Genomic DNA, 22,470 nt, shown 5'->3' on the forward strand with positions numbered 1-22,470 from the left:
GAAGCGTCTAGCCTGTCTCGGCCAGGCAAGCATGGATCTGTGCGACCACCGCCGCGCCTTCGCCGACCGCCGATGCGACACGCTTGATCGATCCCGACCGCACATCGCCGATGGCGAACACGCGCGCCACGCTCGTCTGCAAGGACATCGCGCCGGCTTCCGGCTGAGGCTGCGGCACCTGCGGGCCGGTCAGGACAAAACCCTTGCTGTCCAGCGCGACGCCGCATGTCGCGAGCCATCTGCCATTCGGCTGCGCGCCGATGAAAACGAAGAGGTGATGCGTCGTCACGCTGTCGGCAGCGCCGTCTTCACGCCGGTAGTGAACGCGTTCGAGCCGGGCATCGCCTTCGAGCGCGGTCAGATCGGTACGGACATGCAGCGTCACGTTGGACAGCGACATGATCCGCTCGATCAAGTAATGCGACATGCTGTGCCGCAGGCTCGCGCCCCGGATGCACAGATGCACGTGTTCGGCATGGGACGCCAGGAACACCACGGCCTGTCCCGCCGAGTTGCCGCCGCCGACCAGCACGACCGGTTCCTTGCGGCATAGCCGGGCCTCGATGGGCGTCGCCCAGTAATACACGCCGTTGCCCTCGAAGCGCGCGAGGTCCTGAATATCGGGGCGGCGATATTCCGCGCCCGTGGCAATAACGATCGTACGTGCCGTGATACGCCGGCCATCCGTCAACTCGACGCAGGGCAGCGCGCCGCCGCAGTGCAAGGCCATCGCTTCGCAAGGAATGCCGATATGCGCGCCGAACTTCTGCGCCTGGACGAAGGCGCGTCCGGCGAGCGCATGACCGGTGATGCCGGTCGGAAAGCCCAGATAGTTCTCGATGCGCGAACTGCTGCCTGCCTGACCACCGGGCGCGCGGCAGTCGATTGCCGCCACCGACAAGCCTTCCGACGCCGCATACACCGCCGTCGCCAGCCCGGCCGGACCCGAGCCGACGATCGCCACGTCATAGGCATGCGCCGGGTCGAATTCGGGAATGAGCCCGAGACACGACGCCAGTTGCCCCGCGTCGGGATTGCGCAGGATGGCGCCGTCCGGACACAGGACCAGTGGAAAGTCGTCGGGCTTGGGCGCGAGGCGTTCGAGCAGCGCGAGCGCTTCGGCATTGCCTTCGGCATCGAGGGAAGTAGACGGGAACACATTGCGGCGCAGGAAGGTCTGCAGATCGAGCAGGCGCGCATCGTTCGACGATCCCACCAGCACCACGCCCTGGCCGCGTTCGAACACAAGCACGCGGCGCAGGATCAGCGCGCGCATGATCGTCTCGCCGAGATCGGCTTCGCTGATCATGACGGCCTGAAGCGCATCGGGGCGCAGCAGCAGCGCATCGACGTCCTCGATGACCTGGGCATCCACGACCGCCGGCTTGTTCGACAGCTGGGTCACGTCGGACGTGAATGCGCCGCGCTGCGTGTAGGTGCAGAGGACGCGCTCGTGTCCGAGCGCATCGCGGCTGACGATGCGCACTCGGCCGGAGAGCAGCACGAAGACGCCGGGACACAGACTGCCTGCGCTGTAGAGCAGGGTCCCGCTCGCGTGCCGGCAGGGCTCGCCGAAATGGCGCAGCCGTTCAACATCGCGCTCCGTCAGCACAGGGAACATCTGCTGATGTCGCGGATGATCGCGCACGCTGGCTTCGTCCGACTCGGGTGCGCCGAAGAAATCGCTCATGCGGTGATGCTCCATCGAGGGTGCGAACCGGCCGTCGGGCACTCCACAGTCCGGCTGCGATTTCCATCATAGGCGAGCCATGTGCGCACGACAGGAGCACCATTGATCGCGCTTGGCGGGCTCATGCGCAATTGGCTGAAGGTCTTGCCGGAGCATGCCTTCGTATGGCTTAGCGATCGGCACGACGCGGACGCCCGTGCTTTATTCAGCGGCGAACTCGGGGTTTGCCCTTGTCCGCCAACATCTCGTTGACTTAGTTAAATCAATTGATTTAATGTCGTTTCGACGCGGACGGATCGAGCCTGCGTTGCCCATACCAAGATCGCAAGATCGAATAACGGAGACATGATGACTAGCCAATCCCGGACGCTATTGAGCGCGGCCACGTTTGCGCTCGCCTTGTCGAGCGGCGCCGCCACTGCAGCAACGAGCGGCACCGTTGCATTCCTGATGCCCGATCAGGGCTCGACGCGCTACGAGCAGCACGACTTTCCCGGCTTCAAGGCGGAGATGGGCAAGCTCTGTCCCAACTGCAAGGTGCTGTACCAGAACGCCAACGGCGACGCGTCGCAACAGCAGCAGCAATTCAACTCGGCGATCTCGCAAGGCGCGAAAGTGATCGTGCTCGATCCGGTCGATTCGGCCGCCGCCGCTTCGCTCGTGCATCTGGCGCAGAGCCAGGGCGTCAAGGTGATCGCCTATGACCGGCCGATTCCATCGACGCCCGCCGACTACTACGTCTCGTTCGACAACCAGCAGATCGGCCGGGCCGTGGCGCAATCGCTGGTGGAGCATCTGAAGGCGAGCGGCGTCGCGCCGGGCAAGGGCGGCGTGCTCCAGGTGAACGGTTCACCGACCGATGCCGCCGCGGGGCTCATCAAGAAGGGCAGTCATGAAGGTCTCGCGGGCAGCGGCTACAAGACGCTCGCCGAATACGACACGCCGGACTGGGCGCCGCCGAAGGCGCAGCAATGGGTCGGCGGGCAGATCAACCGCTTCTCCGGGCAGATCGTCGGCGTGGTCGCCGCCAACGACGGCACCGGCGGCGCCGCCATCGCGGCGCTGAAGGCGGCGGGCGTCAATCCCGTGCCGCCGGTGACGGGCAACGACGCCACCATCGCGGGTCTGCAACTGATCATCGCGGGCGAGCAGTACAACACGATTCTCAAGCCGAGCGAGATCGTCGCGGCAGCGGCGGCGCGCGTCGCGGTCGGGCTGCTCGACGGACAGAAGCCCAAGGCGCAGACGACGCTCTTCAACACGCCGTCGCAACTCTTCCAGCCGACGGTCATCACGCAGAAGAACCTGAAGGCGGAGGTCGTGGACAAGGGCATCGAAAGCGCGAAGAACCTCTGCACCGACCGCTATGCGGAAGGCTGCAAGAAGCTCGGCATCAACTGATCCGGCGTACTCGCTGCACGGATGCCGTGTCTGCGGCATCCGCCTTCTTCCGATCCGAGGCCTGTCCAAATGAGCGACCAACCGACTGCGGGAGCGCGGACCGGCGAGCTCGTGCTGAGCTTGCGCGGCATCTCCAAACATTTCGGCGCGGTGTCGGCGCTGACGGATATCGAGCTCGACGTGCACGCGGGCGAAGTCGTCGCGCTGGTCGGCGACAATGGCGCGGGCAAGTCGACGCTCGTCAAGATTCTCGCCGGCGTGCATCAGCCGAGCAGCGGCACGATCACCTTCGGCGGCCGTGAAGTGACCCTGGCCGATCCCGGCGCGGCGCTCGACCTGGGCATCGCGACGGTATTCCAGGACCTCGCGCTGTGCGAGAACCTGGATGTCGTCGCGAACATCTTCCTGGGCCGCGAACTCGCCCCGCTGCGCCTCGACGAAGTCGCGATGGAAGTGCGCGCGTGGACGCTGCTCAATGAACTGTCGGCGCGCATTCCGAGCGTGCGCGACGTGGTGGCGTCGCTGTCGGGCGGCCAGCGGCAGACCGTGGCGATCGCGCGTTCGCTGCTGCTCGACCCGAAACTCATCATGCTCGACGAACCGACGGCCGCGCTCGGCGTCGCGCAGACCGCCGAGGTGCTGAACCTGATCGAACGGGTGCGCGACCGCGGTCACGCCGTGATCATGATCAGCCACAACATGGAAGACGTGCGCGCCGTGGCGGACCGGATCGTCGTGCTGCGGCTCGGGCGCAATAACGGCGTGTTCTATCCGGATTCGTCGAATCAGTCGCTGGTCGCGGCCATCACCGGCGCCACCGAGAACGCCGTGTCGCGCCGCGCGGAGCGTCGTCAGGCTGCGCCCAACGCCTGAAGCCAGGAGTCATCGAGATGAGCGACAAATCCACTGAAACGCGCCCGGCCGGCGCGCCGCTCGACCGCAGCGACGTGCGCGTGAAGCACGCCGCGAGCGCGGGCGATGTCATCTCCGCCTTCTTAGATCGCGTGCGTTCCGGCGATCTCGGATCCTTGCCCGTGGTCGTGGGCCTGATCCTCATCTGGACCGTGTTTACGAGCCTGAATCCGGTGTTCCTGTCGGCCAACAATCTGGTGAACCTGTTGTTCGACTGCTCGACCATCGGCGTGATCTCGCTGGGCATTGTCTGCGTGCTGCTGGTCGGGCAGATCGATCTCTCGGTCGGTTCGATGAGCGGCTTCGCCTCTGCCTTGGTGGGCGTGCTGTGGGTCAACCAGGGCTGGCCCGCGCTGGCGGCGATCGTCGTGGCGGCGATCGCGGGCGCGGCCGTGGGCGTGCTGTACGCGGTGCTGCTTAACCGCTTCGGCATGCCGAGCTTCGTCGCGACGCTCGCGGGCCTGCTCACGCTGCTCGGCTTGCAACTCTACGTGCTCGGTCCGTCAGGCTCGATCAACCTGCCGTACGACTCGGTGATGGTCAACCTCGGGCAACTGATGATCATCCCCGCTGCCGTGTCCTATGTCATCGCGCTCCTGCCCGGCGCGGCGCTGCTGATCGCGGGATGGCGCACGAGCGCACGGCGGCGGGCCTCGAACCTGTCGGCGGCATCGAGCACTTCGTTGCTGATCCGGAGCATCGTCGTTACCGTGCTGCTCGAAATCGTCGTGGCTTATCTCAACACCGGACGCGGCGTGCCGCTGATGTTCGGCCTGTTCGTGGGTCTCGCGGTCGCGCTGGACTACGCGCTTCGCCGCACGCGCTGGGGCCGGTCGATGAACGCCGTCGGCGGCAATCGCGAAGCCGCGCGGCGCGCGGGCATCAACGTGCGGGCCATCTACACCAGCGCCTTCGTGCTGTGCGCAACGCTCGCCGCGCTCGGCGGCGTGCTGACCGCCGCGCGCCTCGCGTCGGCGAGCACGCAGGCCGGCACCGGCGATGTCAACCTGAACGCCATCGCGGCGGCGGTGATCGGCGGGACGAGTCTGTTCGGCGGCCGCGGCAGCGCGTATTCGGCGGTGCTGGGCATGATCGTGATCCAGTCGATTGCAAGCGGCCTCACGCTGCTGAACCTCTCCTCATCGCTGCGCTTCATGATTACCGGCGCGGTGCTCGCCATTGCAGTGATTGTCGATTCGCTGGCGCGGCAGTCGCGGGTCTCGCACGGACGCGCCTGACTTCATTTCAAACCTCACGAAAGGCAGAAACGGACATGAGTGAACTGCTGAAGGGCAAGGTCGCCGCCGTCACGGGCGCGGCATCGGGCATCGGTCTCGAATGCGCGCGCACGTTCGCGGCGGAAGGGGCGAAGGTCGTGCTGATCGATCGCGCCAGGGAACGGCTGGAGACGCTGTGTACCGAGATCGGGCCGAACGCACTGCCGCTCGTCGTGGACCTGCTGGAGCCGTCGCAGGTGAGCGGCATGCTGCCCGGGATTCTCGATGCCGCCGGCGGTCTCGACATCTTCCACGCGAACGCCGGCGCCTATGTGGGCGGCGAGGTCGCGGCGGGCAATCCCGACGACTGGGACCGCATGCTCAATCTCAACATCAACGCCGCGTTTCGCTCGGTGCACGCCGTGTTGCCGCACATGATCGCGCAGAAGTCCGGCGATGTGATGTTCACGAGTTCGGTGGCGGGCTTCGTGCCGGTGGTGTGGGAGCCGGTCTACACGGCATCGAAATTCGCGGTGCAGGCTTTCGTGCATACGCTCAGGCGGCAGGTGATCAAGCATGGCATTCGCGTTGGCGCGGTCGCGCCCGGTCCGGTCGTGACGGCGCTGCTCGACGACTGGCCGAAAGCCAAGATGGAAGAAGCGCTGGCTGCCGGCAGTCTGATGCAGCCGAAGGAAGTCGCCGATGCCGTGCTCTTCATGCTGAGCCGCCCGCGCAATGTGACGATCCGCGATCTCGTGATTCTGCCGACGAGCGTCGATATCTGAACGCCTTTCAGGACCTCACTCCATGATCCTCGATAAATTCCGCCTCGACGGCAAACTCGCGCTGATCACCGGCGGCACGCGCGGCATCGGCCTGGCGATTGCCCATGCGTTCGGCGAAGCGGGCGCGCGTCTGGTCATCAGCAGCCGCGCCCCGGTGCCCGAAGCCGAACGCAGCCTGCGTGACGCGGGCCTCGAATTCGACTTCATCGCGGCTGATCTTCAGGAAGAGGACGCGCCGCAACGTCTGATCGATGAAACGGTGAAGCGGCACGGCCGGCTCGACATTCTGGTCAACAACGCGGGCGTCGCCATTCACGGCGACAGCGGCGATTTTGACGAAGCGCGCTGGCGCCGCATCATGAGCCTCAATCTCGATGCCGTGTTCCGCGCCTGCCGCGCCGCTCTCGTGCCGATGCGCGCGCAGGGCAGCGGCGTGATGCTCAACATGGGTTCGATCTCGGGCATCGTCTCGAACATTCCGCAGAACCAGGTGGCCTACAACAGTTCGAAGGCCGCGGTCCACATGATGACGAAGAGCCTCGCCAGCGAACTGGCGACGGAGAACATCCGTGTCAATGCGGTTGCGCCGGGCTATATCGATACGGACATGTCGCGCGGCGGCATCGAGAATCCGGAGTGGTTCAGGATCTGGAGCGGCATGACGCCGATGGTGCGCGTCGGCCAGCCCGAGGAAGTCGCGGCGGCGGCGCTGTTCCTGTGCTCGCCCGCCGCGAGCTATGTGACCGGCGAAGTGCTGGTTGTCGACGGCGGCTATACCACGCGTTGATTCAAGGCAGAACAGGAGTTTCCAAGCGTGCCCGACAAGCACACACGATCGCACACCCGACAGCACACCCGGCATCAGCACGGCTTCAACGGACCTCGCGTGCGCGACCTCAATCGCGCGCTGGTGCTCGAAGTCATTCGTCAGGAGCCGGGCATCGGACGCGCCGACATCGCGGCCTCAACGCGGCTCACCGCCGCGACGATCACCAACATCGTCGGCGGCCTCATCGGCGACGGCGCGGTGGAGGAATCGATCGATCGCGAAGTGCGCGCGACCGGCCAGCCGGTGCGCAGCCTGCACATCATTGCGGACTATGCCTCGACCATCGGCCTGCACTTCGACCATGAATTCGCGACCGGCGTGCTCGTGGACGTAGCGGGCAACGTGATCCACAAGATGCGTCAAGAGCTGTCGATAGAAGATCCCGAGCGCGCGGTCCAGGTGCTTGCTTCGCTTTACAACGCGTTGTACATGCATCCCGGCCGCGTGGGGAAGATGCTTGGCGTGGGCGTCTCGGTGATGGGGCCGATCGACGGCGCGAGCGGCCGCGTCTGCCAGTCGGCGCAGTATCCGGCCTGGCGTGAGTACGGCTTCCGCGATGCGCTGTCGCAGCACATCGACCACGAGATCCACATCGAGAACAACGGCACGGCGGCGGGACTCGGCGAATACTGGTTCGGCGACGGCCGGCATTTCGGCAGCTATCTGCACGTGAGCATCGGCAATGGACTGGGCGGCGCGCTGCTGGTGAACCGGCGCGCGGTGCGCGGCTTGACGGGCAACGGTTGCGAGATCGGCCACGTCAATGCGTACCGCGACGGCGTACCGTGCTTCTGCGGCGCGCGCGGCTGCCTGGAGACCATCGTGTCCTTGCGCGGGCTGGCGCATGCGCTGGGCTGCGAGCATATCGGCGATATCGATCTGAACGCGCTCGACACCGGGCGCAGCGCGGCCTTCGAGCGCTGGATCGAGCAGGCCGGCGCGGACCTGGGCCGGGTGCTGGCGAGCGTGTCGAATATCGTCGACGTGTCGGATGTGATCGTGAACGGCATGCTGCCGCCGGAGCCGTTGCAGAGGCTCGTCGCCCGGGCGCGCGACGGCGTGGCCGCCTACGAAATGAACGGCCGTCCCGCCCGCATCGCGCTGCATCAGGGCCGCGCCGACAGCGAGATTTCCGCGGCGCTCGGCGCGGCCACGATGCCGCTCTACAGCAACCTGTTCTAGCGGCACACGCAGCGCCGGTTCATCAATGATCGAGGGTACAGGCATGGCTGAATCATCACTCTTCGGAATCCAGACGAAAGGCCTCATCATGACGATGGGCGAGATCCTCGTCGAGATCATGGCGACCGAGCGCGGGCAATCGTTTCGTGCGCCGGGCCTGCTGATCGGACCGTATGCGAGCGGCGCGCCGGCGATCTTCATCGATCAGGTGGCCAAGGCGGGCAGCCGTTGCGCGATGATCGGCTGCGTCGGCGACGACGACTTTGGCGTGCTCAACGTGGAGCGGCTGCGCGCGGATGGCGTGGATGTGTCGGCCATCGACGTGCTGCGGCATGAAACCACGGGCAGCGCCTTCGTCACCTATCGCGACGACGGCGAGCGCGACTTCATCTACAACATTGCCAACAGCGCGTCGGCGAAGTTGTCGGAGGCGCAGGTGAGCGAGGCGCGGCTCAAGGACTGCGCGCATTTTCATGTGATGGGTTCGTCGCTGTTCTCGGCCGGGATCATCGACGCCGTGAAGAAGGCGGTCCGTATCGTCAAGGCGCAGGGCGGCACGGTGAGCTTCGATCCCAATGCGCGCAAGGAGATCCTGAACCGTCCCGGCATGCGCGATGCTTTCGACCATCTGATCGCCAGCACGGACGTGTTCCTGCCGAGCGGACACGAAGTCACGCTGCTGACGCAAGCCGATTCCGAGGAAGCCGCCATCGAGGAACTGCTTGGACGAGGCGTGCGCGAGATCGTCGTCAAGCAGGGCGCGCAGGGCTGCCGTCTGTACGACGGTGCGCAGCGGCTGGACCATCCGGCGTTTGCCGTCGAAGAGGTCGATCCCACCGGCGCGGGCGACTGCTTCGGCGCGACCTACATTGCGTGCCGCATGCAGGGCATGGACGCGGAACGCGCGCTGCGCTATGCGAGCGCGAGCGGCGCGCGTGCGGTTCAGGCCAAGGGTCCGATGGAAGGCACCGCGACGCTCGCACAACTCGATCAGTTCATCTCGGAGCACCGACATGCATGACGTGGTGACACGCCTTTCCGGCGATGCCGACGCGGGCCGCAGGCTCAAGGGCATCTACTCGATCTGTTCCGCGCATCCCTGGGTTCTCGAAGCCGCGCTGCGACAGGCGCTGGACGACGATACGCCGCTGCTGGTCGAATCGACGTCGAATCAGGTCGATCAGTTCGGCGGCTACACCGGCATGAAGCCGGCGGATTTCGTGCGCTTCGTGCACGGCATCGCCGACAAGGTGGGCTTCGCGCGCGAGCGTCTGATCCTCGGCGGCGACCATCTCGGTCCGAACGCGTGGCGCGCATTGCCTGCCGAGGAAGCGATGGAGCGCGCCGATGCGCTGATCGATGCCTATGTCAGCGCGGGCTTCAGCAAGATTCATCTCGATGCCAGCATGCCGTGCGGCGGCGATCCCGAGCGGCTGTCCGACGCAGTCGTGGCCGAGCGCGCGTCGCGTCTGTGCGCGGTTGGCGAAGCGGCAGCGCAACGCGCGGGCTTCGCCACGCGGCCGGTCTATGTGATCGGCACTGAAGTGCCCGTGCCGGGCGGCGCGAGCGAGGCACTGCAAGGCGTCGAACTCACGCATGCGGATGCTGCCCTCGAAACGGTCGCGATTCATCGCGCCGCCTGGCACGCGCGCGGTCTCGACGATGCCTGGCAACGCGTGATCGCGCTGGTCGTGCAGCCGGGCGTCGAGTTCGATCATACGAAGGTGATCGACTATCAGCCCGCGCTCGCGGGAGGGCTGTCGCAGGCCTTGAAGCAACTGCCGGGCATGGTCTTCGAGGCGCATTCCACCGACTATCAGACCGCCGACGCACTGCGTGCCCTGGTGCACGATGGCTTCGCGATTCTCAAGGTCGGCCCGGGCGTGACCTTCGCGTTGCGCGAAGCGCTGTACGCACTCGCCGATATCGAAGCCGAACTCGTGCCGGCGGGCGAGCAGTCGAGGCTGCGCGAGGTGGTCGAGCAGGTGATGACGGACAAGCCGGGCAACTGGGAACGCTACTACCACGGCGACGAACACGAAAAGCGTCTGCTGCGCACCTATAGCTATAGCGACCGCGTGCGCTACTACTGGACCGATCCCGCGATCGATGCCGCGACGCATCGCCTGCTGCACAACCTCGACGCAACGCCGATCCCCGAGAACCTGCTGAGCCGTCATCTCCCGGCGCAGTACTGGGCGCTGCGGGCGGGACGCATCGACGGTGCGCCGTCGAGCCTGATTCAAAGCAAGGTACGTGAAGTCATCGAGATGTACGCGGCCGCGTGCCGCGCCTGAATCCCTTCTTTCAATGGACGCTGCAAATGAAACTCGAAGGCAAGATTGCGATTGTGACCGGCGCGGCAGCCGGCATCGGCGAGGCGGTCGTGCGCCGCTATCTGGAGGAAGGCGCGAAAGTCGCCGCGGTCGATGTCAAGCCGCAGGCCGACATGAGCGCCACGTTCGGCGGCATTCCGGCCGAGCGGCTGCTGCTCATCCAGGCCGACGTCACGAAGCGCGAGGGCATTGAACAGATCGTGAGCGCGACGCTCGGCGCGTTCGGGCGTATCGACATTCTTTACAACAACGCGGCCATCTTCGACATGCGGCCCTTGCTGGACGAATCGTGGGAGATCTTCGACCGCGTGTTCGCCGTCAATGTCAAAGGCATGTTCTTCCTGATGCAGCGCGTGGCGCAGCAGATGGTGGAGCAGGGCGGCGGCGGCAAGATCATCAACATGGCGTCGCAGGCGGGCCGGCGCGGCGAAGCGCTGGTGTCCCATTACTGCGCGAGCAAGGCCGCGGTCATAAGCTATACGCAGTCGGCGGCTCTCGCGCTGGCGCCGCACAAGATCAACGTCAACGGGATTGCGCCCGGCGTGATCGATACGCCGATGTGGAAGGACGTCGATGCACTCTTCGCGCGTTATGAAAACCGGCCCATCGGCGAGAAGAAGCGGCTGGTGGGCGAAGCGGTGCCGCTCGGGCGCATGGGCAAGCCGGATGAACTGACCGGCGCGGCGGTGTTCCTTGCATCGGCGGATGCGGACTACATCACGGCCCAGACGCTCAATGTGGATGGCGGGAACTGGATGAGCTGACCTGCATTGGGTCATCCCTTTGTCAAACGCGCTGAGGATCCACGCATGTACATGAACAAATTCCGGCTGGACGACCGTGTCGCGGTGGTTACCGGTGCTGCACGGGGCATCGGTTTCGCCATTGCGGAGGCGCTTGCCGAAGCGGGCGCGCGCGTCGTGCTGACCGACTACGACGCGAAGGCGCTCGACGATGCCGTCGCCCGGCTTGCCGCGACCGGCGCGACGGTGGAAGGCGAGGTGTTCGACGTCACCGATGCCGCTGCCGCGCAGCGCGTGAACGACGCCATCGTGGCGCGGCACGGGCGCGTGGATGTGCTGGTGAACAACGCGGGCATCGCCATCTCCGATCACCCGGCGGAAAGCATGAGCGACGAAACCTGGAGCCGCGTGATCGATGTCAATCTGACCGGCGTGTTCCGGGCGTGCCGCGCGTTCGGCCGGGGCATGCTGGAGCGGGGCGGCGGCAGTATCGTGAACATCGGCTCGATGTCAGGCTTCATCGTCAACCGGCCGCAGGAACAGGTGAACTACAACGCGTCGAAGGCGGGGGTGCATCATCTGACGCGTTCGCTGGCAGCCGAGTGGGGCGCGCGCGGCGTGCGGGTGAATGCGGTGGCGCCCACTTATATCGACACCGAGATGAATCAGTACGTGCACGCGAAGGAAAACGAGGCGCGCTTGCAGGGCTGGGTCGGCAACACGCCCATGCACCGGTTGGGCCGGGTGGACGAGATCGCCTCTGTGGTGCTGTTTCTTGCAAGCGATGCGGCGAGTCTCATGACCGGGGCGATCGTGCTCGCCGACGGCGGATATGTGTGCTGGTGAGGGTGCGCAAGCGCATCGCTTCCGGCCGATGCCTGCAAGCCCCGGCGTTTGACGCTACCCTGTCGAACTCGCATTCCACTCAATCCCCCATGTCCCGCACTCTTCAAATCGACTTCGTTTCCGATATCGCCTGCCCGTGGTGCGCCGTCGGGCTTGCCTCGCTGCAACGCGCGCTGGAACGCCTCGGCGACTCTGTCGACGCCAATATCACGCTCCATCCGTTCGAACTGAATCCGGACATGCAGCCGGAAGGCGAGCGCATCGTCGACTATATCGGCCGCAAATATGGCCGCACGCCCGCGCAGATCGCCGAATCGCAGGCGATGATCCGCGAGCGTGGCGGGCAGGAAGGCTTCACGTTCGGTGAACGCAACCGGGTCTACAACACCTTCGATGCGCACCGCCTGCTGCATTGGGCGCGCATCGAAGGCAAGCAGCTCGAGCTCAAGCTCGCGCTGTTGCGCGCCTATCACGGCGAGGGCAAGGACGTGAGCCAGGCGGACGTGCTGATCGATGCGGCACGAAGCGTCGGACTCGATGCCGAACAAGCACGCGACGTGCTCGCCAGCGGCCGGTTCGCGGATGAAGTCCGCGCGGAAGAGCGCGAGTTCCAGGAACTCGGCATTCAATCCGTCCCGGCGATCATCTTCGACCGCCAGTATCTGGTGAGCGGCGGACAGCCTTCGGAAGCATTCGAAGAAGCGATCCGCAAGATCATCGGCGGGCAGGCTTGAGGCGCTTCTAGCCTTTAATCCAGAGATTGCCCATCTCGGGCTGGCCATAGGTCAAGATATGGACGCTTCGCTTAAAAAGTTTCATCATAAGCATTATGTTAAGCAAAGCACGGGGTAACGGACCGTGACATGGGCATCCCGAACTTCATGCCCGGACCGGGTTCGCACTCACTTCCCGTCCACCAACACCTTGAGTGCAAGCGGGTTCGTCGCAGCCGTCTTGACCGACCCGATCGCCACCGCCGTGTAGTTTGTGCCTGCAGCCACATCGATATTCGCTTCGATTGCGGTCGTCGACGTCCCTGCAACGTTGACCTCCACATCGTAAGTGCCGGGTGCGACCGAAAGGTAGTTGCTGATCGCCGCAAACGGCACGTTCGACAACACCACTTGGTTATTGACGAGTACATCCACGGGACCCGCGTCGGGCGCAGCGTGAATCACTCGCAAACGCGCTTGTCCGGCGGGAGGCGCCGATGCGTCATCGGTCGCGAGAAGCGGCTGAATGCTTGCCACGAAATTCGCTGCAATGGCGGTATAGAAATTGTCTCGTGCCAGCGAGGGTGAAACGCTGATTACGGTAGTCGAAGTACCCGCTGCGTTGATCTTGATGTTATGCGCGCCCGCAACAATCGTCAGGTAATTCGACGCAGTGGGATAAGGAACATTTGCGAGGACGAGGCCGTTGTCGATATAAACATCGACGTTGGGCGCGTCGGGAGATGCGTGAAGAATCCTGAGATGGGTATTGCCGGAATTGTTATCGTCACCGCCGCAGCCCGCTATGACTGACGCGACGCAAACCAGCAACATTGCAAGGTATTTGATCACGTCGTGCTCCCATAGCCCAGGCGGGCGATGCCAACAGTCTGACCGATTTCCTTGGCCGACCAAGCTTCGGTTCTAAGCACGATGGGCCTATGAGAAAAATATAAGGTCGCAAGTTTTTAGACAAGATGAACAAATGCCGTACATGGAAATATTCTTGTTCATTCTTTGTTGGATTTTAAAAGACTTAGCATTTACGCAAGTGTTTTAACTGCTAAAAACCGCTGACAAACTCCTGTATTAATCAAAGCGAAACGAGGAAATCGCTCAAGCAATTCCTCGATGGCATGTGAGAAAACGGAGAGCGGCATAACCTAACGCTGCGGCAGCCTGCTGCGCGCCAGCCTGAGCACCAGCAGGAAGCCGATGAACATCACGATGCCGCCTGCAACCAGGCTCGCGCCAATCGCCCCGCGATAGACCGCTACGACCTGCGCCTGCTGCGCGGCGCTCATCTGCGCGATCGCGCCGAGGCCGTGATCGAGCAGCGCCTGGGTGTCGAAGGCCGCGGGCAGATCGCTGAGCTCGCGCTTGAGCACGAAGCTCATGATGCCGCCCGACAACGCCACGCCCAGCGACGCGCCGAGCGAGCGCACGAAACCCATCGTCGCGGTCGCGGCGCCGAGCACGCGTTCGGGCACCGAGTTCTGCACGATGACAGTCGCATTCGGCATGCCGATTCCCATGCCTGCGCCGAGCACCGCCATCGCGCAAAGAAACAGCGGCACACTGGCGCCGCGATGCGCGAGCAGCGCGAGCGATGCCAGCCCGAGGCATTCCAGGAACACGCCGATCGACAGCAGCGTTGCAATGCGCTTCAGGCTGCCGACCGAGAAGCGTCCGCCGGCCACCGAGGTAATCAGCATCAGCGCGACTTGCGGCAGCATCATCGCGCCGGACTGCTCGGGCGTCTCGCCCAGCACGAGCTGGAAATACAGCGGCATGAACACGAGCGATCCCATCATCGCGAAGGCCATGATGCCGGACGCGGCCACGCAGGTGGCATACGGCACGTTGCCGAACAGCTTCAGGTCGATGATCGGCTCTTGCGCGCGCCGCTCGACGAAGAACAATGCGGCGAAGCACGCGAGCGCCAGCACGCAGGCCAGCGGCAGGCGCAGCCCGGACATGAACGATGCCGACGCCGAGTTGAACACCAGCAACAGCGCCGACGTGCCGAGGCAGACCAGCACCGCGCCCGCGTAATCGACGGCGTGCTGCCCGCCGCGCTCGACCTTCGGCAGCGACATCAGCACCAGCGCCAGCGACAGCGCGCCGATCGGCGGGTTGATATAGAACACCCATCGCCAGGATGCGTGGCTCGTGATGAGGCCGCCGAGGAGCGGTCCCGCCACGCTGCTCACCGCGAATGCTCCGGTGAAGAGTCCCTGATAGCGGCCGCGCTCGCGCATCGGCACGATGCTGCCGCCGAGCGTCTGCGACATCGTCATCAGGCCGCCCGCGCCGAGTCCCTGCAACGCGCGGAACAGGATCAGCGTGTTCATCGACTGTGCGGCGCCGCACAGCGCCGAAGCCGCCAGGAAGATGCCGATGCTGAGCGCGAAGAACGGCTTGCGGCCGTACATGTCGGAGAGCTTGCCGTAGAGCGGCGCGCTGACGGTCGAGGTCAGCATGAACGCCGTCACCACCCACGTGAGGTGATTGAGTCCGCCGAGTTCGCCGGCGATGACTGGCAGCGCAGTCGCGACGATGCTCTGGTCGAGCGCGGCCAGGATCATCGCAAGGATGAGGCCCGCGAAGACGCGGCGGCGCTGGTTCAGTGGGAGGGAGCTTGCGTGGGGTTCGATTGCTTCGGTGGACATCGGTTGAAGAGAATGGAATGGCGATCGCCAGTTTACTGGACGTGGCGCCCGCATGACCAAAGCGGTCACCCGCACGGACAGCCCGCCGCGATGCGTACACCATGGGTCAGCCATGCTCATGCGTCGCCGCATGAGCGCCACGTCCCCGCCCGAGAGGGACGCATGCATACGCATACGCATTCGAGGAAGACCGCTGATGAAACCGGGAAAAAACGGACCGTGGACCCGGTGGGGCCGACGGCGGGTGCGCTTCGCCTTTGTGGTGATCATCGCGGTGCTGGTTGCGATCGGCGGCGCCGTGCTGCAGCATCGCACGGCCCAGCCGCATGTCGATCCGCTGCAGGCATCGAGCATTGTCCGCGCGATGCGCGATGACCCGTCGCCATGGGCGCGCACCGAGCAGGATGCGTCGCGCATGCTCGCGGACATCCGCGAGCAGCGCGTGGCGGCCATCGGCGTGACGCTGGACGCCATTCTCGTCTCGACGAAAGACGGCGCGCGCTACTTCGTCACCGACCGTTTCGCGGTGTTCTCGCAGGCGCTGCTGCTCAATCCTGCAAAGGACGGCCGCGCGCCCGATTACCGGATTGCGTGGCTGCCGAATGTGTCGATCGGCACGCATGCGGGCTTTGCGACTCTGCTCGCCGCGTTCCGCGACTCGGCCAGCATGCTGGTGTCCGTGCTGCTGCTGTTCCTGATCTTCCGCTACATGCGTCGCGAGATGAAGGGCGATGCCACGCTCATCACCGAACCGACCCACCTGAGCTTCGACGACGTGATCGGCGCGGCCGAGGCCAAGGCCGCGCTCGAAGACATCCGCGCCTATCTGCGCGATCCGGCTTCGTTCGCGAAGCTGGGCGTCCGTCCGCCATGCGGCGTGCTGATGACGGGCGGACCGGGCGTCGGCAAGACGCGGCTGGCGCAGGCGCTGGCGGGCGAATGCGGCGCGCAGTTCATCGCCATCACGGGAAGTTATTTCAGCGCGAAGTACTACGGCGTCGGCATCCAGAAGGTCAAGCAGTTGTTCAAGATGGCGCGCAAGCATGGGCCGGCCATCATCTTCATCGATGAAGCCGACGGCCTCGCCGCGCGCACCACCGGCGCGTCCGATTCCGCCGATGCCGAAAGCAACCGCATCATCAACCAGTTGCTCGCGGAGATGGACGGCTTCGACAAGAACGATGGCGTGATCGTCGTCGCGGCGACCAACTTTCCCGAGAGCATCGACGAAGCGCTGCGCCGTCCCGGCCGCTTCGACCGCATCGTGCCGGTGCGCCTGCCCGATGTCGCGGATCGCGTGAAGATTTTCGAGTATTACCTGGAAAGGATGCCGTCGCGTGCCGCGGATATCGACTGCGCCCAGCTCGCGCGGCTGACGGTCGGCTTGTCGCCGGCCTCGCTGGCGATGATCGTCAATCAGGCCGGGCTCATCGCGCGCCGGGAGGGTGCGGACACGGTGGCCGCGGCGCATCTGCGCGAGGCGGTCAAGGTCGTGCGCATCGGCGACGTGAGCGGCGCGCAGAAGGCGCTCGATGCCGAGGAGGTGCGCCGCGTCGGCGTGCATGAGGCGGGGCATGGCGTCGTCGCGGCGCTGCTGGAAACGGGTGTGCTGGAGGAACTGACGGTGCTGCCGCGCGGCGGCGCGCTGGGCATGGCGCTCATCACGAAGCCGCAGGAGAAGCATCTGTACCGCCGCAGCGAACTCGAAAAGGAACTGATGGTGCTGCTCGGCGGACGCAACGCGGAATTGCTGGTGTTCGGCGAAGCGTCGAGCGGCGCGGCGCAGGATCTGCAGGAGGCATCGCGCATCAGCCTGGAGATGGTCTCGCGACTGGGCTTCGGCAGCGACGGCAATCTGTTCAGCCTTGCAGCGCTGCCACGCGAGAGCGCCGGACGCCAGCTCGACGGGGCGATCGCACAGGCCAACGCGATGTTGAACGAGATGGACACGCGCTGCTTCGAGTTGCTGGAGCGGCATCAGGCCGTCCTGCGGGAGGTCACAGACGCGTTGATCCGCTCGGAGACGGTTCCGGGGGAGTTTGTGTATGCGTTGATTCGCGGGAGCGAAGGCGTCCTGCCGCTCGAACTCGATGCCGCTTGCACGGATATCGATGCGTGAGCCGTGCGTCCTTTGTAACGGGCGTTTTTGGAGCCCTGCCGCTCTTCCGACTCACCCGCGTCAAGCGAAAGCAGCGATGGCGCCACGCTGAATCTACCGAAACGCGGCCGCCTCAATTTTGAGATAGCCGGTTAAAATGCGCGCCATGAATGCCCTTCGCCGGTTCCTCCTGCGGGGCGGAATCGCGAGCCGGCTGAGTGTGCTGGCCGCTTTCGCCTTGCTTCTTGCGCGCGCCCTGTTGCCGGGCGCGGTGATGCTCGATCCGGTATCGGCGGCGCAGGGCGATTTTGCGCTTGTCATCTGTTCCGGGCACGGTCCGATGTTCGCGCCCGACACCCACGCGATGATGAACATGTCCGACGAGGACATGATGCACGGCGACATGCACATGTCCGCAAGCGGCGGCGCACCGATGCAGACTCCGATGACATCCGACGACGGCCTCTGCCCCTTCAGCGCCGCGCTGTTCGTTGTCTGCGTGAGCGTGACGCTCGCGATCGTGCTGTTTGCGCTGACGCGCGTCACGGAACGATGGCGCGTCCTTCCGACGCACCGGCCGACGCGTGCGTCACCCCATCTTCGCCCGTTGTCGCGGGCGCCTCCCCTGTTCATCTGAGAACGAGTCTTCCCGCTGCGCGCGCGCTCCTGGCGACGCGCGAGCCCGACTATTCCTTTTGCTGAACCGAAACCATGAACATCGAACCACGACCGCGGCGAGCGGACGTCGCCGGCACGCGCGCGCCCATGGCACGCTGCGCTCAAATTGCCGCTGCCATGATGTGTGCGGGCCTTGTGAGCGTGCCCGAGGCGCGTGCAGCGGATGCATCGCCGTCCGTCGACGATACCGCCGCCCTGCCCGCCGTCCACGTCAGCGATACGCTCGCACCCGCCTATGCCCCGGACACCGCCGACAATCTCCTGCGCACCGGCACGCCCTTGAAGGACTACCCGGCATCGGTCCAGGTGGTGCCGTCGGAGATCCTGCAAGAACGCGGCGTCACGCGCATCGACCAGATCGCCGACAACGTCAGCGGCGTGCATGCCGAAGCCAGCTATGGCGGCAATGGCGCCACGTTCTTCAACATCCGCGGCTTCAGCGAGAGCAATGGCCTGCGCGACGGTTTCCGCAACTACGGCTATTACGCCTTCCGCGACGTGCAGAACATCGACCGCGTCGAGATCTTCAAGGGACCGGCGGGCGCGCTGTACGGCGGCGTCGGCGCGGTGGGCGGCTATATCGACACCGTTTCCAAACGGCCCGAACAGGACAACTTCGGCGAAGTCGGGGTCACGGCGGGAACGCATGGTCTCGCGCGCTCGACCGTGGATGTGAACCGCGTCTTGAACGACGAGCTGAGCGTCCGGCTGAATGCATCGGCGGAGAGCAATTCGACCTTCCGCGACAATGCGGGCTATCGCTCATGGTCCTTCGCGCCGGCCATCACGTGGGACAACCACAGCGGCACCTCGGTGACGCTGCTCACCGAGTACAACCACCTGAACCGCGATGGCTTCGATTTCGGCGTGCCGGCGGTGCCCGATTATCAGTCGCTGTCCCGCACCCGCTATTACGGGCTGCGCAGCGGCATGTATCCCGGCATCGACGGCGACTACGGCCGCAACGACACCTTCGCCGAAACCGTGTTGTTCGAACACGCGCTGTCGAGCAACTGGACGCTGCGTTTGTCCGGGCAATACGCCTATGCGCGCCAGCTCTCGACCCAGTCCTTCCCCGACAGCACGACACCCGCCGGCAATCTGCTCGATTACTCCGTCTACAGCGGCGCGAACGAGTTTTCCCGTCAATACTCGGCCCGTGCCGAACTGGCCGGCAAGTTCTTCACCGGCAGCGCGAAGCACGCGTTGCTGGCGGGCGTGGACTACAGCTATCTGAAGATCGGCAGCGGCGGCTCGCAAGTCTCGACGATGTCGCTCGACCTGTTCAATCCGGCCTATCTGTCCGGCCTGACACCGGGCGATCCGCTGCCTGGCCATCAGGGACAGGGCAAGGACTACGGCGTGTACGTGCAGGATCTCGTCGAACTGACGCGGGCGGTCACGCTCCAGGCCGCCTTGCGGGCAGACCGCTTCATCAACCAGGCCGAAGAAGCCGGACAACCCGCCGGCCACGGCCAGCAGACGGCGTTTTCGCCGCGTATCGGCGTGGTGTGGCAAGCCACGCAAAATACGTCATGGTTCGCCGACTGGAGCCGCAGCCATGCGCCGAATGTCGGGCATAGCGGCAGCAACGTGACCTACGACGCCGAAGTGGCGGAACAATACGAAGTGGGCGTCAAGCACGATGTCATCAAGGACCGGCTGAGCGCCAGTCTGGCGCTGTTCGACATCGAGCGGAATCACATCCTCACCACCGATCCCTCCAACCCGTTGCTGGAAGTGCTGACGGGCAAGCAGCGCAGCCGCGGTATCGAGCTCGACGTGGCGGGCAACATCACGCCGCGCTGGAAGGCGATCCTCACCTATGCCTACACCTTCGCGACCGTGACGAGCGACACCACCTATCCCGTCGGCGATGTGCTGAGCAATGTCCCGCGTCACAGCGCGAGCCTCTGGACCGTGTACCGGCTGGAGTCGCTGCCGGGCTTGCAGGTCGGCGCGGGCCTGTACTACGTCGGGTCCCGGGAAGCGACCCTGCCCAACACGTTCAAGCTCGGCAGCTATGTGCGCGCCGATGCCATGGCGTCGTACGAGCAAGGCCGGTGGAAGACGCAGTTGAACGTCTTCAATCTGTTCAACCGCAAGTACTACACCGGCGGCTCGGCGGCGACCTTCGACTACACGTTGATGCCGAGCCCGCCGCTATCGGCACAGGTGACGGTTGCTTACCGGTTCTGAACGCGCTTGCAAAAAAGAAACGGTCTCGCCCTGCCCTCCGGCAGATGCGAGACCGCTTGCACGAGCAGGTGATGAACCTCAGGAAACGAGATACCCGCCATCCACCGGCACGATCGCGCCGGTCATGAACGAAGCTGCCGGCGTGCACAGGAACGCCGCCACTTGCGCGACTTCTTCCGGCAAGCCCCAGCGCTTCATCGGCGTGCGCTCGAGAATGGCTTGCGAGCGGCCGTCGTCGTTCTGCAATGCCTGCGTAAGCGGCGTCGCGATCCAGCCCGGCGCAATCGCGTTCACACGAATGCCGTCCGCCGCATACGCGATGGCCAGCGACTTCGTCAGTTGCGCCACCGCGCCCTTGCTCGCGCTGTAACCCGGCACCAGTCCGCCGCCGAAGAAGCTCAGCATCGAAGCCGTGTTCACGATGCAGCCCGACGATGCCTTAAGCAGCTCACGCGCCGCCGCGCAAATGCGCATCGTGCCGTTCAGATTGATGTCGAGCACGCGCTCGAAGACCTCGGGTTGATGCTCTTCAACGCGGCTGATCACGCCCGCGCAGTTCACGACGATATCGAGCCGCTCGAACGAGCCGATCAACGCAACGATCTCGTCATTCGAGCGCACATTGAGCGTGGCCTTGCGCACGACGGGCGCGAGGACGTCGGGCACGTCGCCCGGAGGCGGCAGGCCCGCCGCGACGACGCTCGCGCCCATCTCGGCGAGCCGGTTCGCAATCGCCGCGCCGATGCCCGAGAATCCGCCCGTCACGAGCGCGGTCTTGCCTGCGAAGAGGTTATTGGAGAATGTCATGATCGATGCCTTGCTTATGAAACTGAGGGAACGTGCGTGCTGGCCGGCTGCGGCGCCACTTCGCGCACCACGAACAGGTACACGAGGGCGGCAGCGAATGCGACCGCTGCGCTGATGAGCAGTGCATTGACGAACGAATGCGTCTGATCCACCACGATGCCCGTGATGACCGGCGCAAACGAGCCGCCGAGATAGCCGCCGAAATTCTGCATGCTGCCGAGCGAAGCCACGAGGTGACGCGGCGCCGCCACGGTCACCAGCGCCCAGGCGCTGCCGCTGGCGAGATTCACGAAGAACATCGCGAGCGAGACGTAGGCGATCGCCATGGCCGTGCTCGGCGTGTACGCGGCCGGCACGGTGAACGCCGCCGCGCCGATCAGCCCGATGCACACCGGCCACTTGCGGCTGCGGATCGGCGCCATGCCCCGGCGCAGCAGATAGTCCGCGATATAGCCGCTGCCGCCCATGCCGAGCGTGCCGAAGATATACGGAATCGACACGAGCCAGCCGGTCTTCGCAATGCTCAGGTGGCGCTCATGTTCGAGATAGCCGGGCAGCCAGGTCAGATACAGCCACACCATGTAGATGACGCCCATGAAGCCGAAGATCATGCCCCACGTGTTGCGCAGCTTGAAGAGCGCGCCCCACTCCTTGAAGCTCAGGCCCTTGTTCGGACGCGCTTCGGTCTTGGCGTTCTGGTCGAGCCATTCGGTCTCGTCCTGCGTCAGCGTGACTTCATCGCGATTGCGATACCACACGTACCAGCCCACCGAGACCAGCACGCCGAGCACGCCCATGATGACGAACATCGTGCGCCAGCCGAACGACAGCATCAGCACCGTGAGCAGCGGCGGCGCGATCATCGGCGCGATGGTCGAGGACGCGATGAAGGTGCCGGTCGGCCCGCCGCGCTCATGCACGGCGAACCATTCGTTGACCACCTTCGCGCCGGCCGGGAACAGCGGCGCCTCGGCAATGCCGAGAATCGTGCGGGCGAACAGAAAGTGATTGAGCGACTGGATGAAGCCGCCCGCCATCTGCGCGACGGACCACACCAGCATGCCGAGCCCGAGCATGGCGCGCGAGCCGAAGCGATCGAGCATCGCGCCGACCGGCAATTGCGCGAACGCATAAGCCAGCGAGAACGCGGACAGCAGCAGACCGATCTGCGCGCCGCTCAGGTGCAATTCCTCGCTGACCGAGTGATTCGCGATGGACAGCGTGGTGCGGTCCAGATAATTGACGATGCCTGCGATCGTCAGAAAAACGACCGCGATAACCTGCGTGCGTTTCAGGCGCTTCGATTTCTGAAGCATGAGTGTCCCCTCGACTTGCGTTGTGGTGTCCAGCTTGGTTCAGGTC

19 protein-coding genes are annotated in these 22,470 nt (G+C 65.0%); 14 read left to right on the forward strand and 5 right to left on the reverse strand.

Annotated features, from left to right (window positions below; all coding sequences use genetic code 11):
- Window positions 1–7: 7 nt before the first annotated feature.
- Window positions 8–1,690 (reverse strand): FAD-dependent oxidoreductase, encoded by a 1,683-nt coding sequence (locus QCE64_RS24735; RefSeq protein WP_310006774.1) that lies wholly within the window; start codon window positions 1,688–1,690, stop codon window positions 8–10.
- Between the two features lie 348 nt (window positions 1,691–2,038).
- Here QCE64_RS24735 and QCE64_RS24740 point away from each other — a divergent pair, with 348 nt between their 5' ends.
- The 11 genes from QCE64_RS24740 to QCE64_RS24790 all read left to right on the forward strand — a co-directional run bounded on the left by QCE64_RS24740 (window position 2,039) and on the right by QCE64_RS24790 (window position 12,675).
- On the forward strand, window positions 2,039–3,091 hold the full coding sequence (locus QCE64_RS24740; protein WP_309816458.1) for a sugar ABC transporter substrate-binding protein: 1,053 nt from the start codon (window positions 2,039–2,041) through the stop codon (window positions 3,089–3,091).
- Window positions 3,092–3,160: 69 nt separating this feature from the next.
- Window positions 3,161–3,964: an ATP-binding cassette domain-containing protein gene (locus QCE64_RS24745; protein ID WP_309924111.1), complete on the forward strand. Its 804-nt coding sequence runs from the start codon at window positions 3,161–3,163 to the stop codon at window positions 3,962–3,964.
- 17 nt (window positions 3,965–3,981) lie between these two features.
- Window positions 3,982–5,241 carry an ABC transporter permease subunit gene (locus tag QCE64_RS24750; RefSeq protein ID WP_310006777.1) on the forward strand — a complete coding sequence of 420 codons (1,260 nt, stop codon included), beginning with the start codon at window positions 3,982–3,984 and terminating at the stop codon, window positions 5,239–5,241.
- Between the two features lie 35 nt (window positions 5,242–5,276).
- On the forward strand, window positions 5,277–6,005 hold the full coding sequence (locus QCE64_RS24755) for an SDR family oxidoreductase (RefSeq protein WP_309924114.1): 729 nt from the start codon (window positions 5,277–5,279) through the stop codon (window positions 6,003–6,005).
- Window positions 6,006–6,027: 22 nt separating this feature from the next.
- Window positions 6,028–6,792, forward strand: coding sequence for an SDR family NAD(P)-dependent oxidoreductase (locus QCE64_RS24760; protein WP_309924116.1), 765 nt, complete (start codon window positions 6,028–6,030; stop codon window positions 6,790–6,792).
- 99 nt (window positions 6,793–6,891) lie between these two features.
- A complete protein-coding gene (locus tag QCE64_RS24765) occupies window positions 6,892–8,016 on the forward strand; it encodes an ROK family protein (protein ID WP_310006779.1) in 1,125 nt (374 codons plus the stop codon).
- A 43-nt stretch (window positions 8,017–8,059) separates the two neighbouring features.
- Window positions 8,060–9,037: a sugar kinase gene (locus QCE64_RS24770; RefSeq protein ID WP_310006781.1), complete on the forward strand. Its 978-nt coding sequence runs from the start codon at window positions 8,060–8,062 to the stop codon at window positions 9,035–9,037.
- The gene (locus tag QCE64_RS24775; protein ID WP_310006783.1) at window positions 9,030–10,313 is read left to right on the forward strand and encodes a D-tagatose-bisphosphate aldolase, class II, non-catalytic subunit; all 1,284 of its coding nucleotides are present in this window, start codon (window positions 9,030–9,032) and stop codon (window positions 10,311–10,313) included. The genes QCE64_RS24770 and QCE64_RS24775 overlap by 8 nt, the downstream gene beginning before the upstream one ends.
- Before the next feature lie 26 nt (window positions 10,314–10,339).
- Window positions 10,340–11,116 (forward strand): L-iditol 2-dehydrogenase, encoded by a 777-nt coding sequence (locus QCE64_RS24780; protein ID WP_309924123.1) that lies wholly within the window; start codon window positions 10,340–10,342, stop codon window positions 11,114–11,116.
- 45 nt (window positions 11,117–11,161) lie between these two features.
- Window positions 11,162–11,941, forward strand: a complete 780-nt coding sequence (locus tag QCE64_RS24785; protein WP_310006785.1) for an SDR family NAD(P)-dependent oxidoreductase — start codon at window positions 11,162–11,164, stop codon at window positions 11,939–11,941.
- Between the two features lie 89 nt (window positions 11,942–12,030).
- On the forward strand, window positions 12,031–12,675 hold the full coding sequence (locus tag QCE64_RS24790; protein ID WP_310006787.1) for a DsbA family oxidoreductase: 645 nt from the start codon (window positions 12,031–12,033) through the stop codon (window positions 12,673–12,675).
- A gap of 168 nt (window positions 12,676–12,843) precedes the next feature.
- Here QCE64_RS24790 and QCE64_RS24795 read toward each other — a convergent pair whose 3' ends face one another.
- Both QCE64_RS24795 and QCE64_RS24800 read right to left on the reverse strand, forming a co-directional pair.
- Window positions 12,844–13,506: a DUF4397 domain-containing protein gene (locus QCE64_RS24795; RefSeq protein WP_310006788.1), complete on the reverse strand. Its 663-nt coding sequence runs from the start codon at window positions 13,504–13,506 to the stop codon at window positions 12,844–12,846.
- Window positions 13,507–13,817: 311 nt separating this feature from the next.
- A complete protein-coding gene (locus QCE64_RS24800; RefSeq protein ID WP_310006790.1) occupies window positions 13,818–15,326 on the reverse strand; it encodes an MDR family MFS transporter in 1,509 nt (502 codons plus the stop codon).
- 196 nt (window positions 15,327–15,522) lie between these two features.
- Here QCE64_RS24800 and QCE64_RS24805 point away from each other — a divergent pair, with 196 nt between their 5' ends.
- The 3 genes from QCE64_RS24805 to QCE64_RS24815 all read left to right on the forward strand — a co-directional run bounded on the left by QCE64_RS24805 (window position 15,523) and on the right by QCE64_RS24815 (window position 20,301).
- Window positions 15,523–17,445 (forward strand): AAA family ATPase, encoded by a 1,923-nt coding sequence (locus tag QCE64_RS24805; protein WP_310006793.1) that lies wholly within the window; start codon window positions 15,523–15,525, stop codon window positions 17,443–17,445.
- 145 nt (window positions 17,446–17,590) lie between these two features.
- Window positions 17,591–18,061: a hypothetical protein gene (locus tag QCE64_RS24810; protein WP_310006795.1), complete on the forward strand. Its 471-nt coding sequence runs from the start codon at window positions 17,591–17,593 to the stop codon at window positions 18,059–18,061.
- Window positions 18,062–18,189: 128 nt separating this feature from the next.
- Complete coding sequence (locus QCE64_RS24815) at window positions 18,190–20,301, forward strand: TonB-dependent siderophore receptor (RefSeq protein WP_310006797.1); 2,112 nt, start codon at window positions 18,190–18,192, stop codon at window positions 20,299–20,301.
- Window positions 20,302–20,379: 78 nt separating this feature from the next.
- On the opposite strand, the gene QCE64_RS24820 is transcribed toward QCE64_RS24815, so the two are convergent.
- Together QCE64_RS24820 and QCE64_RS24825 are read right to left on the reverse strand one after the other, a co-directional pair.
- Complete coding sequence (locus QCE64_RS24820; protein WP_309924139.1) at window positions 20,380–21,108, reverse strand: SDR family oxidoreductase; 729 nt, start codon at window positions 21,106–21,108, stop codon at window positions 20,380–20,382.
- A gap of 14 nt (window positions 21,109–21,122) precedes the next feature.
- Window positions 21,123–22,424, reverse strand: a complete 1,302-nt coding sequence (locus QCE64_RS24825) for an MFS transporter (protein ID WP_310006799.1) — start codon at window positions 22,422–22,424, stop codon at window positions 21,123–21,125.
- Window positions 22,425–22,470 lie beyond the last annotated feature (46 nt).

Origin of the sequence: Caballeronia sp. LZ043 (assembly GCF_031451075.1) — a bacterium.
Lineage (GTDB): Bacteria > Pseudomonadota > Gammaproteobacteria > Burkholderiales > Burkholderiaceae > Caballeronia.

Bases quoted from the DNA above. Each gene is read 5' to 3' on its own strand.
- QCE64_RS24735 (WP_310006774.1), bottom strand. From the start codon at position 1,690: ATGAGCGATTTCTTCGGCGCACCCGAGTCGGACGAAGCCAGCGTGCGC.
- QCE64_RS24740 (WP_309816458.1), top strand. From the start codon at position 2,039: ATGACTAGCCAATCCCGGACGCTATTGAGCGCGGCCACGTTTGCGCTC.
- QCE64_RS24745 (WP_309924111.1), top strand. From the start codon at position 3,161: ATGAGCGACCAACCGACTGCGGGAGCGCGGACCGGCGAGCTCGTGCTG.
- QCE64_RS24750 (WP_310006777.1), top strand. From the start codon at position 3,982: ATGAGCGACAAATCCACTGAAACGCGCCCGGCCGGCGCGCCGCTCGAC.
- QCE64_RS24755 (WP_309924114.1), top strand. From the start codon at position 5,277: ATGAGTGAACTGCTGAAGGGCAAGGTCGCCGCCGTCACGGGCGCGGCA.
- QCE64_RS24760 (WP_309924116.1), top strand. From the start codon at position 6,028: ATGATCCTCGATAAATTCCGCCTCGACGGCAAACTCGCGCTGATCACC.
- QCE64_RS24770 (WP_310006781.1), top strand. From the start codon at position 8,060: ATGGCTGAATCATCACTCTTCGGAATCCAGACGAAAGGCCTCATCATG.
- QCE64_RS24775 (WP_310006783.1), top strand. From the start codon at position 9,030: ATGCATGACGTGGTGACACGCCTTTCCGGCGATGCCGACGCGGGCCGC.
- QCE64_RS24780 (WP_309924123.1), top strand. From the start codon at position 10,340: ATGAAACTCGAAGGCAAGATTGCGATTGTGACCGGCGCGGCAGCCGGC.
- QCE64_RS24785 (WP_310006785.1), top strand. From the start codon at position 11,162: ATGTACATGAACAAATTCCGGCTGGACGACCGTGTCGCGGTGGTTACC.
- QCE64_RS24790 (WP_310006787.1), top strand. From the start codon at position 12,031: ATGTCCCGCACTCTTCAAATCGACTTCGTTTCCGATATCGCCTGCCCG.
- QCE64_RS24800 (WP_310006790.1), bottom strand. From the start codon at position 15,326: ATGTCCACCGAAGCAATCGAACCCCACGCAAGCTCCCTCCCACTGAAC.
- QCE64_RS24805 (WP_310006793.1), top strand. From the start codon at position 15,523: ATGAAACCGGGAAAAAACGGACCGTGGACCCGGTGGGGCCGACGGCGG.
- QCE64_RS24810 (WP_310006795.1), top strand. From the start codon at position 17,591: ATGAATGCCCTTCGCCGGTTCCTCCTGCGGGGCGGAATCGCGAGCCGG.
- QCE64_RS24815 (WP_310006797.1), top strand. From the start codon at position 18,190: ATGGCACGCTGCGCTCAAATTGCCGCTGCCATGATGTGTGCGGGCCTT.
- QCE64_RS24820 (WP_309924139.1), bottom strand. From the start codon at position 21,108: ATGACATTCTCCAATAACCTCTTCGCAGGCAAGACCGCGCTCGTGACG.
- QCE64_RS24825 (WP_310006799.1), bottom strand. From the start codon at position 22,424: ATGCTTCAGAAATCGAAGCGCCTGAAACGCACGCAGGTTATCGCGGTC.